Annotated in this window: 11 protein-coding genes; 8 read left to right on the forward strand and 3 right to left on the reverse strand. The window is 38.0% G+C overall.

What is annotated here, in order from left to right; all coding sequences use genetic code 11:
• Window positions 1-73 precede the first annotated feature (73 nt).
• A complete protein-coding gene (locus tag FCR2A7T_RS12980) occupies window positions 74-2134 on the reverse strand; it encodes a S9 family peptidase (RefSeq protein ID WP_117614409.1) in 2061 nt (686 codons plus the stop codon).
• Window positions 2135-2272: 138 nt separating this feature from the next.
• On the opposite strand from FCR2A7T_RS12980, the gene FCR2A7T_RS12985 reads away from it, so the two are divergent.
• Window positions 2273-2596, forward strand: a complete 324-nt coding sequence (locus tag FCR2A7T_RS12985) for a YbaB/EbfC family nucleoid-associated protein (RefSeq protein WP_023571763.1) — start codon at window positions 2273-2275, stop codon at window positions 2594-2596.
• A gap of 104 nt (window positions 2597-2700) precedes the next feature.
• Complete coding sequence (locus FCR2A7T_RS12990; protein ID WP_081709392.1) at window positions 2701-4401, forward strand: RluA family pseudouridine synthase; 1701 nt, start codon at window positions 2701-2703, stop codon at window positions 4399-4401.
• Here the strand turns inward: FCR2A7T_RS12990 and FCR2A7T_RS12995 are convergent.
• The gene (locus FCR2A7T_RS12995) at window positions 4398-5423 is read right to left on the reverse strand and encodes a threonine aldolase family protein (RefSeq protein WP_023571765.1); all 1026 of its coding nucleotides are present in this window, start codon (window positions 5421-5423) and stop codon (window positions 4398-4400) included. The genes FCR2A7T_RS12990 and FCR2A7T_RS12995 overlap by 4 nt on opposite strands.
• 47 nt (window positions 5424-5470) lie before the next feature.
• On the opposite strand from FCR2A7T_RS12995, the gene prfB reads away from it, so the two are divergent.
• Both prfB and FCR2A7T_RS13005 read left to right on the forward strand, forming a co-directional pair.
• Window positions 5471-6566, forward strand: a protein-coding gene (prfB, locus tag FCR2A7T_RS13000; RefSeq protein ID WP_117614405.1) for a peptide chain release factor 2 whose coding sequence is annotated in 2 segments (ribosomal slippage) — window positions 5471-5533 and window positions 5535-6566 — 1095 coding nt in all. Because the reading frame shifts where the segments join, the coding sequence is not laid out codon by codon here.
• A 194-nt stretch (window positions 6567-6760) separates the two neighbouring features.
• The gene (locus tag FCR2A7T_RS13005; protein WP_131473119.1) at window positions 6761-7999 is read left to right on the forward strand and encodes an outer membrane beta-barrel protein; all 1239 of its coding nucleotides are present in this window, start codon (window positions 6761-6763) and stop codon (window positions 7997-7999) included.
• Window positions 8000-8059: 60 nt separating this feature from the next.
• Here FCR2A7T_RS13005 and glyA read toward each other — a convergent pair whose 3' ends face one another.
• Window positions 8060-9334, reverse strand: a complete 1275-nt coding sequence (glyA, locus tag FCR2A7T_RS13010) for a serine hydroxymethyltransferase (RefSeq protein ID WP_023571768.1) — start codon at window positions 9332-9334, stop codon at window positions 8060-8062.
• Window positions 9335-9446: 112 nt separating this feature from the next.
• Between glyA and fahA the strand changes: the two genes are divergently transcribed.
• From fahA to FCR2A7T_RS13030, 4 genes are all read left to right on the forward strand, one after another.
• Window positions 9447-10733: a fumarylacetoacetase gene (fahA, locus tag FCR2A7T_RS13015; protein WP_023571769.1), complete on the forward strand. Its 1287-nt coding sequence runs from the start codon at window positions 9447-9449 to the stop codon at window positions 10731-10733.
• 181 nt (window positions 10734-10914) lie between these two features.
• Window positions 10915-12099 carry a hypothetical protein gene (locus FCR2A7T_RS13020; protein ID WP_023571771.1) on the forward strand — a complete coding sequence of 395 codons (1185 nt, stop codon included), beginning with the start codon at window positions 10915-10917 and terminating at the stop codon, window positions 12097-12099.
• Between the two features lie 109 nt (window positions 12100-12208).
• Window positions 12209-13060: a hypothetical protein gene (locus tag FCR2A7T_RS13025; protein WP_023571772.1), complete on the forward strand. Its 852-nt coding sequence runs from the start codon at window positions 12209-12211 to the stop codon at window positions 13058-13060.
• Window positions 13061-13063: 3 nt separating this feature from the next.
• Window positions 13064-14524, forward strand: a complete 1461-nt coding sequence (locus FCR2A7T_RS13030) for an N-acetylmuramoyl-L-alanine amidase (RefSeq protein ID WP_023571773.1) — start codon at window positions 13064-13066, stop codon at window positions 14522-14524.
• The last annotated feature ends 73 nt before the right edge of the window (window positions 14525-14597 follow it).

Here is a 14597-nt window from a genome sequence, read left to right on the forward strand (position 1 = left end):
ATTTCTGCGAGTTGTGAATATAAACCTTTTTTGGAATAGTCACAACCTTGCAAATGTATAAAAAATTCTTTATCTACTTTTTAATTCCTTCTAAATCTAACAAAAAAGTATACTCTTTTGTTACTTCTTTTATCGCCTCGAACCTTCCGGAAGCACCTCCATGACCTGTATCCATATTGGTGTCTAAAAATAACTGACTGTCTCCCAGCTTCATAACCCTTAATTTAGCTACCCACTTTGCCGGTTCCCAATATTGCACCTGAGAATCATGCAAGCCTGTTGTAACCAATATATTTGGGTATTTTTGCTGCTTAACATTATCATATGGTGAATAAGACAACATATAATCGTAGTATTTTTTGTCGTTTGGATTCCCCCATTCGTCATATTCACCTGTTGTAAGCGGAATAGAATCGTCCAACATTGTAGTAACCACATCCACAAAAGGAACCTGAGCAATTACACCATTATACAATTCCGGAGCCATATTAATGATGGCACCCATCAACAATCCTCCAGCTGAACCACCTTCAGCATAGAGATGTTTTGCGGAAGTATACTGTTGTTCAATTACATATTTGGAACAATCGATAAAATCGGTAAACGTATTTTTCTTTTTCAATAATTTTCCGTTTTCATACCATTCACGCCCTAAATCTTCCCCTCCGCGAATGTGCGCGATAGCATAGATAAATCCTCTGTCCAATAAACTCAAACGGATTGACGAGAAATAAGGATCCATAGATGAACCATAAGAGCCGTAAGCGTACAACAACAATGGATTTTTACCATCTTTCTTAATTCCTTTTCTATAGACCATAGAAATTGGCACTTTAGTTCCATCTTGAGCTGTTGCCCAAATACGTTCTTCGGTATAATTATTCTTGTCGAATTTACCACCAAGAACCTCTTGTTCTTTTTTGATGGTTTTCTCTTTGGTACGCATGTTAAAATCAATCACAGAAGAAGGCGTGGCCATCGATTGATAACTGTAACGCAGAATTTCGGTGTCGAAATCGACATTCGTAGTCGTGTAAGCCGTGTACGTTTCAATATCAAAAGGCAAATAATACTCGTCTTTCCCACTCCATGGCATGATTCGGATTTTATTCAAACCGTTATTACGTTCTACTACCACCAAATAATCTTTGAAGATTTCAATGCCTTCCAGCAATGTTTCTTTTCGGTGCGGAATCAAATCCACCCAATTCTCTTTTGCAGTAGCCGTTTCCGGCGTTTTCATTAGTTTGAAATTGGTTGCCTTGTCTTTGTTGGTAACCACATAAAAACTGTCACCAAAATGTGAAATCGAATATTCTAATCCGCGTGTTCTTTTCTGAAACAATTCGAACTTTCCATCAGGATTGTCGGATTTTAAAATCTGATATTCCGATGTTAAAGTACTTGAAGAACCTATTACAAGGTATTTTTTTGATTTTTCTTTGTAGATGTAAGTCGAAAACGTATCGTCTTTTTCATGAAAAACAACCTGATCTTCTTTAGCTTCCGAACCTAATTTGTGTTTGTAGATTTTATCCGAACGCAACGTTACCAAATCTTTTCGCGTGTAAAACAAGGTTTTGTTGTCGGCCGCCCAAGTGGAACCTCCTGTTGTTTTTTCCAGTTTTACCGGAAGAATTTCTCCGGATTCCAGATTTTTTATCTGAATGGTATATTCTCTTCGGGAAACCGTATCTACACCAAATGCACACCATTTATTGTCTTCACTAACGCTCAATCCGCTCAATTGAAAATAGGAATGTCCTTTTGCCATCTCATTGCAGTCGAACATAATCTCTTCATTCGCTTCAAGGCTTCCTTTTTTTCGGGCATAAATAGGGTAATCTTTTCCTTTTTCATAGCGGGTAATGTAATAATAACCGTTATATAAGTATGGAACAGAACTGTCGTCTTCTTTAATTCTTGCTTTCATTTCCTCAAACAAATCCGCTTGGAATTGCTTGGTATGCGCCGTCATTGCATTGTAGTAATCATTTTCTTTATTCAGATAATCAATTACTTCCGGATTTTCTCTTTCATTTAACCAATAGTAATTATCTGTACGGACATGACCGTGTTTTTCAAGTTGTTTTGGCTTAACAGCTGCCAAAGGAGCTTTTATTTTTTCTACCATTTTTGGTTTATTGTTTTGAGCAATTGCGGATGCAAAAGTAAGACAAACGCAACTCAAAAGAAATTGATATTTCATTTTTGGATTTATGTACTTGCAATTTAATAATTTTGTGAGTCAATAACCATTAAATTTATTAACATGTTTGGAGATATCATGGGCATGATGGGCAAACTTAAAGAAACCCAGCAAAAAATTGAAGACACAAAAAAACGTCTGGAAACCGTTTTAATTGACGAACAAAGCAGCGACGGGCTATTGAAAGTGACTTTAACAGCCAACCGCAAAGTAAAATCCATCATTATTGACGACAGTCTACTGGAAGACAAAGAACAATTGGAAGATTATTTAGTGTTAGTTATGAACAAAGCAATTGAAAAAGCAACTAACGTAAACGAAGCGGAATTAGCCGCTGTAGCCAAAGACGGAATGCCGAATATTCCGGGTATGGATATGTTCAAATAAAAAATAGGACTTACTGTAAAGACGTATGTTATTATGGCATACGTTTTTATTATTTGTTGTAACCTTACAAAAGCTTCGTATTTTTGCACTCCGAAAAAACAAAAATGACTCCGACCAAAACCTCAATAGCAACATGTTTTATTCCTTTTAAAGGTGTGATTGACTCGTATGCTTTGCCGGAACGGTTCACGTTTCCTTTTTATTACGAACCGCATCCGTTGAGTATTTTAGCTGCCAAAGAACTTCAGGAATATCTGGAACAACAAACTGATTGGGAGCACAATTTCGGATTAGATGAAAACCAGGAAGGCTCAGTTATCGGTAAAATGTTCGGTGTAATGGTGGTTAAAAACGAGCAGAATGAAATCGGCTATTTAGCAGCTTTTTCGGGGAAGTTAGCCGAGAAAAACATTCATCCTTTATTTGTTCCTCCGATATTCGACATGTTGGAAGAAGACAGTTTTTTCCTCATCGGAATCAAGGAACTTACACAGATTAACAATCGGATTGAATCCTTAGAAAGCAATCCTGAATTTTTAGAATTATCCCGACTTTTAAAAACCGAAACCGAATCGGCAACCAAAAAGTTAGAGGAACAAAAACTGAAAATGAGCGAGGCTAAGAAAGTCCGCAAACTGGAACGTAAAAAAATAGAAAGCGAAAATCTTGACGCCGCTTCTCTTGAAATCAAGATGAATGCATTGGTAAGAGAAAGCCTCAAAGACAAGTTTCTTTTACGGGAACTTACGGAATATCTGGAAGAGGGAATTTCGGTTATCAAACAAAAGTTAAATCATTATACTTCTGAAATTTCAGCTTTAAAAGAGGCACGAAAAGAAAAATCGGCCGACTTACAACAACAGCTTTTCGATCAGTATCATTTTCTGAACAATAACGGTGAAACCAAAAGTCTGTGTGAAATTTTCGAAAAAACTGCTTTGTTGAAACCACCGGCTGCAGCTGGAGAATGTGCCGCACCAAAACTTTTGCAATATGCTTATTTAAATAACCTGCAACCAATTGCAATGGCCGAATTCTGGTGGGGCGAATCACCAAAATCGGAAATACGTAAACACGGACAGTTCTACCCTGCCTGCCGCGGAAAATGCGAACCAATATTAGGACACATGTTGGAAGGTTTACCTGTGGATGAGAATCCGTTACTTGTAAATCCGGCTTTAGGTGTGGAAATTGAAACGATTTATGAAGATGATTTCCTAGCCATAATCAACAAACCTGCTGAATTTTTATCGGTTCCGGGCATCAATATTATGGATTCGGTTTACGAACGCATGAAACTGAAATATCCAACAGCCACCGGACCACTTATCGTGCATCGTTTGGACATGGCGACTTCTGGTTTAATGCTGATTGCCAAAGACAAAGACACGCATAAACTTTTACAAAGTCAGTTTATCAAACGAACGGTTAAAAAACGCTATATCGCTTTGCTGGACGGAATAGTTGCGGATGCTGAAGGTGAAATCGATTTGCCTTTACGTATTGATTTGGAAGACCGTCCGCGCCAACTGGTGTGTTACGAATATGGCAAACGCGCCGTTACAAAATTCAAAGTGATTGAAAGAACCGACAAGCAAACCCGCATTCATTTTTGGCCGATTACCGGACGAACGCACCAATTGCGAATGCACGCTTCGCATAGTTTAGGATTAAATGCTCCGATCGTGGGTGATGATTTGTACGGAACAAAAGCCAGCCGATTGCATCTTCATGCTGAATGGATTGAATTCAAACATCCGGTCACAAAAGAAACGATGACTTTTCAGGTAAATCCGGATTTCTAAAGTTCAATTTTCATCAAAGCTTCCAACACGTAATCGTGCATGACCTGTTTGTAATCCAAATGGGTAACAATACGGAGTTTTCCTTTCCCCATCGAACTGATAAAAATGTTTTTCTGTTTCAGTTTTTCCATCAGTAAGGCTTCGTCAAATTGAGGTTTTACGGAGAAAATCAGAATATTGGTTTCAACCGGTTCTACTTTATCCACCCAATACAATTGTTGTAATAAAGCACCAATTTCTCTGGCACGGCGATGATCTTCTTCCAATCGGCCCACATTATGCTGTAGTGCATACAATCCGGCAGCCGCCAAATAACCAATCTGTCGCATGCCACCACCTAATATTTTTCGGATTCGCAAGGCTCTGTGAATAGTTTCCTTGTCTCCTAAAAGCAAGGATCCTACCGGAGCTCCCATTCCTTTTGACAAACAAACCGAAATCGTATCGAACAATTCACCATATTGTTTCGGGTGCTGACGTTTAGCTACCAAAGCATTCCATAAACGCGCGCCATCTAAGTGGTATTTTAAATTATTGTCGACACAAACCTGTTTTATTCTGCGTAATTCGTCGATATCATAACAAGCGCCGCCACCTTTATTCGTCGTGTTTTCAATGCAAACCAAAGACGTTTTTGGGTTGTGATAAAATTCCGGATCTGTAATATGTTCTTCTACCTGAAGCGAAGTAATCATCCCGCGATTTCCATCTACTAACGAACAGGAAACACCACTGTTAAATGACGCTCCTCCTCCTTCATACAAATAAACATGCGCCCATTTATCACAAATTAACTGCTCTCCGGGTTGAGTATGTAACTTAATTGCCGTTTGGTTCGCCATCGTTCCGGAAGGAAAAAACAACGCCGCTTCCATTCCGAATAAATCGGCCACTGTTTCTTCGAGTTCCACAGCTGTAGGATCCTGACGGTAAACATCATCGCCTACTTTGGCGCGAAACATGTGTTGTAACATTTCGGGGGTTGGTTTGGTAACCGTATCGCTAATTAAATTTATTTCCATATTCTAAAAAGGAATGTCTATTTTTGCGGTATAAAACTACAATTTTTATGGTAAATACCGAACAGATTAAGGATATTATTGAGCGCCTTGGTGCGTTAAGGAGGTATCTTTGACGTCGACAAGAAACTTATTGAGATAGCCAACGAGGAAGAAAAAACCTTTGCACCGGATTTTTGGAACAACGCCAAGGAAGCCGAAGTTATTGTCAGAAACCTGCGTTCTAAGAAAAAATGGGTCGAAGATTACGAAAAAGGCAATACCATGGCCGAAGAACTTCAGTTGATTTATGAGTTCTTCAGAGAAGGCGATGCCACCGAAGAAGAGCTTGATCAGCAATACCATACCACACTATTACACATTGAAAATCTCGAATTCAAGAACATGCTTTCCGACGAAGGCGACAACTTGAGTGCAGTACTGCAAATAACAGCTGGAGCCGGAGGAACAGAAAGTTGTGACTGGGCGTCGATGTTAATGCGTATGTATTTGATGTGGGGTGAAAAACAAGGCTACAAAATCAAAGAGCTGAACTTTCAGGAAGGCGATGTGGCCGGAATTAAAACCGTGACTTTGGAAATTGAAGGCGATTATTCTTTCGGTTATTTAAAAGGTGAAAATGGTGTACACCGATTGGTGCGTATTTCCCCTTTTGACAGTAACGGGAAACGCCATACTTCGTTCGCATCCGTGTATGTTTACCCTTTGGTAGATGATACTATTGAGATTGAAATTAGTCCGGCCGATATTGAAATTACGACAGCCCGCTCCAGTGGTGCCGGTGGTCAGAATGTAAATAAGGTGGAAACAAAAGTGCAATTGTTGCACAAACCGACCGGAATTCAGATTCAGTGTTCGGAAACGCGTTCGCAGCACGATAACCGCCAAAGAGCAATGCAAATGTTACGTTCGCAGTTATACGAAATCGAATTGAAAAAGAAATTGGCCCAGCGTGCTGATATCGAAGCCGGTAAAATGAAAATCGAATGGGGATCGCAAATCCGAAACTATGTAATGCATCCGTATAAATTGGTTAAAGATGTTCGATCCGGATATGAAACCAGTGATGTCGATGGCGTAATGAACGGTGAAATCGACGAATTCCTGAAAGCCTATCTGATGATGATGGGACAGAAAGAAGAATAATCGTACCAATAGCCTATCTTTAGAGAAGATATTTTCTTCATATATTTTTAAAAGAGGAGTCCATAAAATCAATTATGAACTCCTCTTTTTTATAACAAAAAAAAATATTTTTGATATTAAAAAATAAAAAAAATCACACAAATAATCACAACCAACGTCTTACTTTTACTTCTTTAAAACAAATAAACAAAACAATGAAGAATAACTTTTACATTACTATTTTCTTACTCATTTACAATTTTGTCAGCGCTCAAACAAATTTTGAAAAAGGATTTTACCTAGACAATAACAACAATAAAATTGAAGGGTTTATTAAAAACACCGATTGGAAAAACAATCCAAATTCATTTGAGTTTAAAGAATCGGAAAACAGCGAGACAAAAATCATCTCCATAGATTACGCCAAAGAATTTGAAATATCAGAAATATGCAGATATGTAAGAGCGGATATTGATATAGAAAAATCCAGTAACAAACTTCAACATATAGGTTTTGATAAAGATCCGCAATTTACAAACGAAAGAGTTTTTCTTAAACAATTGGTTTACGGTTCTTCAAATCTGTACAAATTTGAAGAAAATGGCTTAGAGAAGTTTTTCTATTCTGTAAACAACTCTCCTATCAAACAATTGATTTTCATAAAATACAAAGCAACCTCAGAAAACAATCAAGGAAAATACAGCTCTGGTGATGTTTTAATTAATGATTTGTTCAAAAGACAGTTATGGACCGATGTAAAATGTGAAACCACTACTCAACAAAACATTAAGTCGACAAATTATACAGAAACCGACCTGACAAAATATTTCACAAAATACAATGCTTGTAAAGGGGATCCGGTTGTTACCAAAATAAAGGCTAAAAAAATCAGCCATAATCTTAAAGCTGCAGTAATGTACAATAATTCCAGTCTAAGCGTTGATTCATATAGTCCTAGTTATTCACCAGATTTTAAAAATTCGGGATTTGGATTCGGATTGGAATATGAATTAATATTACCATTTAACAATAACAAATGGGGAATTACTTTTGAACCGAGTTATAATAATTTCAAGGATGAGCAAACAACGCCACCATCAAGCTTGAGCGGATCATCAATCATAGCTAAAACAACTATTAATTATTTTCAATTGCCGTTAGGAATAAGACACTATTTCTTTTTGAACAAAAATTCTAAAATATTTTTAAATGCTGTAGCCAATGTTAGGGTAATTCCGAGAAAAAAATATACAGTTGAATTCAGCAATAAAAATCACTATGATTATGCTCCAACTACATTTTCCCCTGCATTTGGAATTGGATACGCTTACAGAAAAATATCTGGAGAAGTAAGATATTACCTGACTTCCGACATTACGGCTGCCTCCAACATTAATATGGATTTCACCAATACGAGTTTCATATTGCGCTATGAACTCTTTGGCAAAAAATAATCACATTAATTAAAAAATCCCTCAATTGAGGGATTTTTTAATTTTAAATATAATGATATACTAGAAAACAAACATTGCTCTTTCGCTCATCATGTCGTTAACCTCATCGGCAACTTGTTCCAATACTTCTTCGTTAGTATGATTCATGATTACTCTGTCAATCAAATCAACGATAGTTTCCATATCTGCTTCAACCAAACCGCGAGTTGTAATTGCCGGAGTTCCCACACGGATACCAGAAGTTACAAACGGTGATTTATCATCAAAAGGAACCATATTTTTGTTTACGGTAATTTCAGCTTTCACTAACGCGTTTTCAGCTTCTTTACCGGAAATATTTTTGTTTCTCAAGTCGATCAACATCATGTGGTTGTCTGTTCCGCCTGAGATAATATTGTATCCTCTTTTCACGAAAGCTGCTGCCATCGCTTTAGCATTTTTCTGAACCTGCATTGCATAACGGAAGAACTCATCGGTTAATGCTTCACCGAAAGCAACCGCTTTAGCAGCAATAATGTGCTCTAACGGTCCGCCTTGATTTCCAGGGAAAACGGACATATCCAATACGTGCGACATCATTCTAATTTCACCTTTTGGTGTAGTTAAACCCCACGGATTTTCGAAATCTTTACCCATCATAATCATTCCGCCTCTTGGTCCGCGTAATGTTTTGTGAGTAGTTGTTGTGATGATATGACAATGAGGAACAGGATCGTTCATTAAACCTTTGGCAATTAAACCGGCTGGGTGCGCGATATCGGCCATTAAAATAGCACCTACAGAATCCGCGATTTCACGGAAACGTTTGAAATCCATATCACGAGAATAAGCCGAAGCACCAGCGATGATTAATTTAGGTTGTTCCTTAGTAGCAATTTCCTGAATTTTATCGTAGTTCAAACGACCAGTTTCCTGTTCTACACCGTAAAATACAGGATTGTATAATTTACCGGAGAAGTTAACCGGAGAACCGTGCGTTAAGTGACCACCGTGCGATAAATCGAAACCTAAAATTTTATCACCCGGTTTTAAACACGCTGACAAAACAGCTGTATTTGCCTGTGAACCGGAGTGTGGTTGTACGTTTACATACTCGGCACCGAATAAAGCTTTGGCTCTGTCGATAGCGATTTGCTCGATAACGTCTACTACTTCGCAGCCACCGTAATATCTTTTTCCGGGATAGCCTTCTGCATATTTATTGGTTAACACCGAACCTGCCGCTTCCATTACCTGGTCGCTTACAAAGTTTTCTGATGCAATAAGTTCTAATCCGTGGATTTGTCTGTCTTGTTCTTCAAGAATTAAGTCGAAAATTTGTTCGTCGCGTTGCATTTTCAAATATTTTGTTAAATCGAGCTCAAAAATACGAAAAGTGTTTGGTAAAATCCCAATTGAAACTATATTTGATGATTGAAAATTCAACTTTTATAAAAAACACAACATCATGCCAATTACAGCAAACGATCCACATAGAAAATCATGGTTACAGGTTTCCGAAAACAGTGATTTCCCCATTCAGAATATTCCGTTCGGAGTTTTCATCACCAAAGAAGACGTAGTTACCATCGGTACACGAATTGGTGATTTCGCTATCGATATGGGTGCTTTACAGCAATTAGGGTACTTTGAAGGTATCGAATTAACCGACGATATGTTCATGCAGGACACCTTAAACGATTTTATTTCCGACGGAAAAAAAACCTGGAGATTGGTTCGTAATCGTTTAGCCGAAATTTTCGATGCAGAGAATTCCGAATTAAGAGACAACAAATCACACCGCGACGTAGTAGTATTTAACATTAAGGATGTGGAAATGCAATTACCGGTTCAGATTGGTGATTACACCGATTTCTATTCCAGCAGAGAACACGCTACCAATGTTGGTAAAATGTTCCGTGATCCTGAAAATGCATTATTACCGAATTGGTTGCATATTCCGGTGGGTTATCACGGAAGAAGTTCTACAATTGTTCCGTCCGGAATTCCGGTACACCGACCAATGGGACAAACGTTGCCAAACGGCGAAACACAACCGGTATTTGGACCTTCAAGATTAGTGGATTTCGAATTGGAAACCGCTTTCATTACTACCGATGCAAACATTATGGGCGAAAATATTCCGGTAAACGAAGCTGAAGAATATATTTTCGGAATGGTTTTGTTGAATGACTGGAGTGCACGTGACATTCAGAAATGGGAATATGTGCCGCTTGGACCATTCTTGGCGAAAAACTTCGCTTCTTCAATTTCCCCTTGGATTGTAACTATGGATGCTTTAGAACCGTTCAGAACGGCCGGACCGAAACAAGAACCGGAACCGCTTCCCTACTTGCAACAACACGGGAATCATGCTTTTGATATTAATTTAGAAGTATCGATTGCTCCGGAACAAGCTGAAGAAACTATCGTTAGTAAGTCAAACCTTAAATATATGTATTGGACGATGAGCCAGCAATTGGCGCATCATACCATTAACGGTTGCCGAATCAATTCGGGAGACATGATGGGATCAGGTACGATTTCCGGTCCGACGGAAGATTCTTTCGGTTCGATGTTAGAGCTGACTTGGGGCGGACAAAAACCGCTTACGTTAAAAGACGGTACTGAGCGTAAATTTATTAACGATGGAGATACCGTAATCATTCGTGGTTTCTGTTCCAACGATGAAGTTCGCATTGGGTTTGGAGAAGTTTCGACTAAGTTGTTACCTCCTATTCCAACAAAATATTAATAATACAAGACTCCGAAATTCAACCTTCGGAGTTTTTTTTGGGGGTATGAACATGAAATCCAGCCTAGCCCCGATAGAAACGGCATCCTTTTTGTATTGTTTTTTTTAACAATACAAAAAGATATAGTGTATAGCGGGAATAGCTCCCAAAAAATTATATTTTTGCTAAAATTAACTGTTTATGAAGAAAATTACTACCCTACTCTTATTGTCGATTTTTGTTTATTCCTGTGGTGTAAAACAAACCCAAAGCATGTTGAGCGACGGTGATTATGATGGCGCCATCAACCGTGCTGCAGAAGGTTTAAAAACGAACAAAAATGCAAAAGGCAAACAGGATTACGTGTATTTAATGGAAGAAGCTTTCGCTAAAGCCAAAGAACGTGATTTGCGCAATATCGATATGCTGGCCAAAGATGCGAATCCGGCTAACTTTGAAAAAGTGTATAATACCTATCTTCAGTTGAACAACCGTCAGGAGAAAATTCGTCCGCTGCTTCCTTTAAAATTATTGAAACAAGGCCGAGATGCTTATTTTCCGTTTGAGGACTATTCGACTCAGATTGTAAACAGTAAAAACGCCTTGTCGAAATATTTATATGACAATTCGAAATTATTATTGAAAACCAATGATAAAATGAGCTACCGTCGTGCTTATGATGATTTTGCGTATCTGGAAAGCATCAATCCCGGGTACAAAGACGTAAAACAATTAATGGACGAAGCCCAGTTTAAAGGAACCGATTTCGTGAATGTGTTTACCAAAAACGAAACCAATATGGTAATTCCTACTCGTTTGCAAAACGATTTGCTGGATTTCAGCACGTTTGGTTTAAACGACAAATGGACTGTGTACCACAACAACCGCCAAAAAGGAGTTACTTACGATTATGGGTTGATTGTGAATTTCCGTCAGATTAACATTTCTCCGGAACAGATTAAAGAGAAAGAATTTATTAAAGAAAAACAGGTTAAAGACGGTACTAAAACATTGGTTGACGCCAACGGAAATGTGGTAAAAGACAGTTTGGGCCATCCTATAAAAGTAGACAACTTCAAAACCATTCGCGCTAACATTTACGAATTCCGCCAGTTTAAAGCATGTCAGGTAACCGCCAAAGTGGATTATGTTGATTTCAGAACGAACCAATTGATCGAAACATTCCCATTAACCAGTGAATTCAACTTCGAATACATTTATGCTAATTACAACGGAGACAAACGTGCCTGTGATGACAACTATTTGATGTATTTCGACCGTAGAGCCGTTCCGTTCCCAAGCAATGAACAAATGGTTTTTGATACCGGTGAAGATTTAAAAGCAAAATTGAAAGCGATTATCACCCGTAATAAATTCAGAAGATAACTTAAATTCAGCTTCATTATAAAAAAACACCTTTTTTACAGAAGGTGTTTTTTTTTGTTTAAGAAATATTTTTGTAATACATTTATTACTTTAATTTAAATATTTACTTATGAAAACAAAAATTTTACTCGCTGCCACGTTGCTCTTAAGCTTACAGATGCAGGCACAGCAATTGGAAAAACCAAAACAAATTCCGATTAAAGGTTCGTTTACCAACCCGGTAGTTTCTCCGGACGGCAATTATGTTTTGTTAACCAAAGAACATTTAAAAGGCGTATACCTGCTGAATCTAAAGAACAAAAAAATCACTCAAATTTCGGATAAGGACGGAAGCGGTTATGCCTATTCCTGGAACCCGAACAGCACTTCATTTTATTACAAAGAAAAAGGAGAAAAAGAGTATTTTTCAAATTCAAAAGTGAAGTCCTATTCTTTAAAGACGAAAAAGGCAAAAACATTAAACGAAATCAACCATAACAGCTTACCATCATTTAAAGGAAAAGAACAGACTAAAATTGTGGTTTACACTAATCCGGCAACCTTAAAAATCGAGGCCAAAGATGTAAAGACTCAGAAAAGCTGGAATATTACTAATGAAGATGGTCAGTTTTACAACGCGATTCTATCCCATGACGGAAAAAAAGTAGCGGTTCATAATGGTGCCGATATTTATGTTTATCCCATCGAAGGAAACGGTAAAGGAATAAAAATAGGAACCGGAATTGCTACGGCTTGGTCAAAAGACAACAAATACTTAATTGGTTTTTTAGACGAAAGTAAAGACGGGCATTCGGTAACCAACTCCGATTTATATTTATTTAATGCTGCAACGGCAAAATCAGTAAAATTAACCGCGACGGCAAACGTAATCGAAATGTTTCCGTGCTTTTATGACGATAACAAAATCATGTTTACAGACGACAAAACCGGTAAAATCTTTACTTCTCAATTAAAATTATAAGCCATGAAAAAACTATTCAAAATACTTTTTATTTTGCTGTTGAGCATTTCCGTTAAAGCCCAAATTGTAGTAATCGATCCCGGACACGGTTATGGTGCCACTACAAGCGATAACCCAGACGGCAGAACCGCAACAGAAATCGAAACTTCCTTAGAGGTCGGATTACGAACGCGAACTTTAATCCAGAACGCCTGCTCTGCCTGGACTGTTCAAATGACAAGAACCACAAACCTCAACAGTTGGATTTCAGTAAACCAACGCGCACAAATGGCCAACAACTGGAATGCCGACCGTTTATTGAGCATTCACTGCAATGCCGGCGGAGGAACTGGAACCGAAACCTTTTATTGTACCGACAGTGATACCAACACTGCACCCGATATTGCCTTTGCGCAAAAAATCCAAAACGACATGGCTACCAACGGCGCATGGAATAACCGCCGTTGTGTGGAAGATAATAGTTTCCTTGCTTATCATTTGGGGGTTTTAAAATATTCTTCGGCGACGGGATGTTTGAATGAAATCGGTTTTGTGGATTCTGCCGATGCAACTAAATTAACGAGTTCGACTTGGCGTGATACTTTTGCGCTTTCCTATTTCAATTCCTTAAAATCGAATCTGAATGTAACGTGTTCATCGCCGTTACCGGGCGCTTTCACTTTAACAGCAACACCGGAATGTAACGGAACCACCAGTCAGATTAAATTAGTATGGACTTCCTCATCAAATGCAACTTCCTACGACATTTACAGAAATGGTGCTTTGTATGCGAGCAACATCACCGGAACACAATATTTAAACACCTACATCATCATTGGTACGAGTTATACTTACTCGGTTAAAGCAAAAAACGCAACGGGAACCACTAACAATTCCAACGGAACCTTATCCGCAACTGCCATAACTTGTCCTCCGGGAACTTTCTCGCTAACAGTTGCACCAACCTGCAGCGGAACCACGAGTGCTATAAATCTATCTTGGACAGCTTCAGCAAACGCAACTACCTACGATATTTACCGTAATGGAAATTTATATGCACCCGATGTAACCGGCACAACTTTTTTAAATACTTATCTGATTACAGCCGGCACAACTTATACTTATTATGTAAAGGCTAAAAACAGTGTTGGTACAATAAACAATTCAAATGGAACAACCTCGGTTACAGCGATAAGTTGTGCTTCAAAGATTGCAGAGGATAGTACTACAGTAGAACCTGTAATTCATATATATCCAAATCCAAGCGATACCTTTTTCAATCTGGAAGTAAAAAATCTTGAAAACAAACAGCTTGAATATTTCATTTTAGACAGCAATGGTAGGGTTATTAAAAACTCAAAACATCGTTTGGATAATGAAAATTTCAAACAACAAATCGATATTTCAACATTATCAAGTGATATTTACATTATCCGAATACTTATTGATAACCAGGAATATATAAAAAAAATTGTGAAAAAATAAGCTGCAATAGAAGTCCGAAGTTAAAAGCTTCGGATTTTTTTTCATTTTTATTTTACAAATCGCTTATTCATTC

Origin of the sequence: Flavobacterium cauense R2A-7, from assembly GCF_000498475.1 — a bacterium.
GTDB lineage: Bacteria > Bacteroidota > Bacteroidia > Flavobacteriales > Flavobacteriaceae > Flavobacterium > Flavobacterium cauense.

What these genes read in the sequence shown, in the direction of transcription:
- FCR2A7T_RS12980 (WP_117614409.1), bottom strand. Translation starts at nt 2,134, where the DNA reads ATGGTAGAAAAAATAAAAGCTCCTTTGGCAGCTGTTAAGCCAAAACAA.
- FCR2A7T_RS12985 (WP_023571763.1), top strand. Translation starts at nt 2,273, where the DNA reads ATGTTTGGAGATATCATGGGCATGATGGGCAAACTTAAAGAAACCCAG.
- FCR2A7T_RS12990 (WP_081709392.1), top strand. Translation starts at nt 2,701, where the DNA reads ATGACTCCGACCAAAACCTCAATAGCAACATGTTTTATTCCTTTTAAA.
- FCR2A7T_RS12995 (WP_023571765.1), bottom strand. Translation starts at nt 5,423, where the DNA reads ATGGAAATAAATTTAATTAGCGATACGGTTACCAAACCAACCCCCGAA.
- FCR2A7T_RS13005 (WP_131473119.1), top strand. Translation starts at nt 6,761, where the DNA reads ATGAAGAATAACTTTTACATTACTATTTTCTTACTCATTTACAATTTT.
- glyA (WP_023571768.1), bottom strand. Translation starts at nt 9,334, where the DNA reads ATGCAACGCGACGAACAAATTTTCGACTTAATTCTTGAAGAACAAGAC.
- fahA (WP_023571769.1), top strand. Translation starts at nt 9,447, where the DNA reads ATGCCAATTACAGCAAACGATCCACATAGAAAATCATGGTTACAGGTT.
- FCR2A7T_RS13020 (WP_023571771.1), top strand. Translation starts at nt 10,915, where the DNA reads ATGAAGAAAATTACTACCCTACTCTTATTGTCGATTTTTGTTTATTCC.
- FCR2A7T_RS13025 (WP_023571772.1), top strand. Translation starts at nt 12,209, where the DNA reads ATGAAAACAAAAATTTTACTCGCTGCCACGTTGCTCTTAAGCTTACAG.
- FCR2A7T_RS13030 (WP_023571773.1), top strand. Translation starts at nt 13,064, where the DNA reads ATGAAAAAACTATTCAAAATACTTTTTATTTTGCTGTTGAGCATTTCC.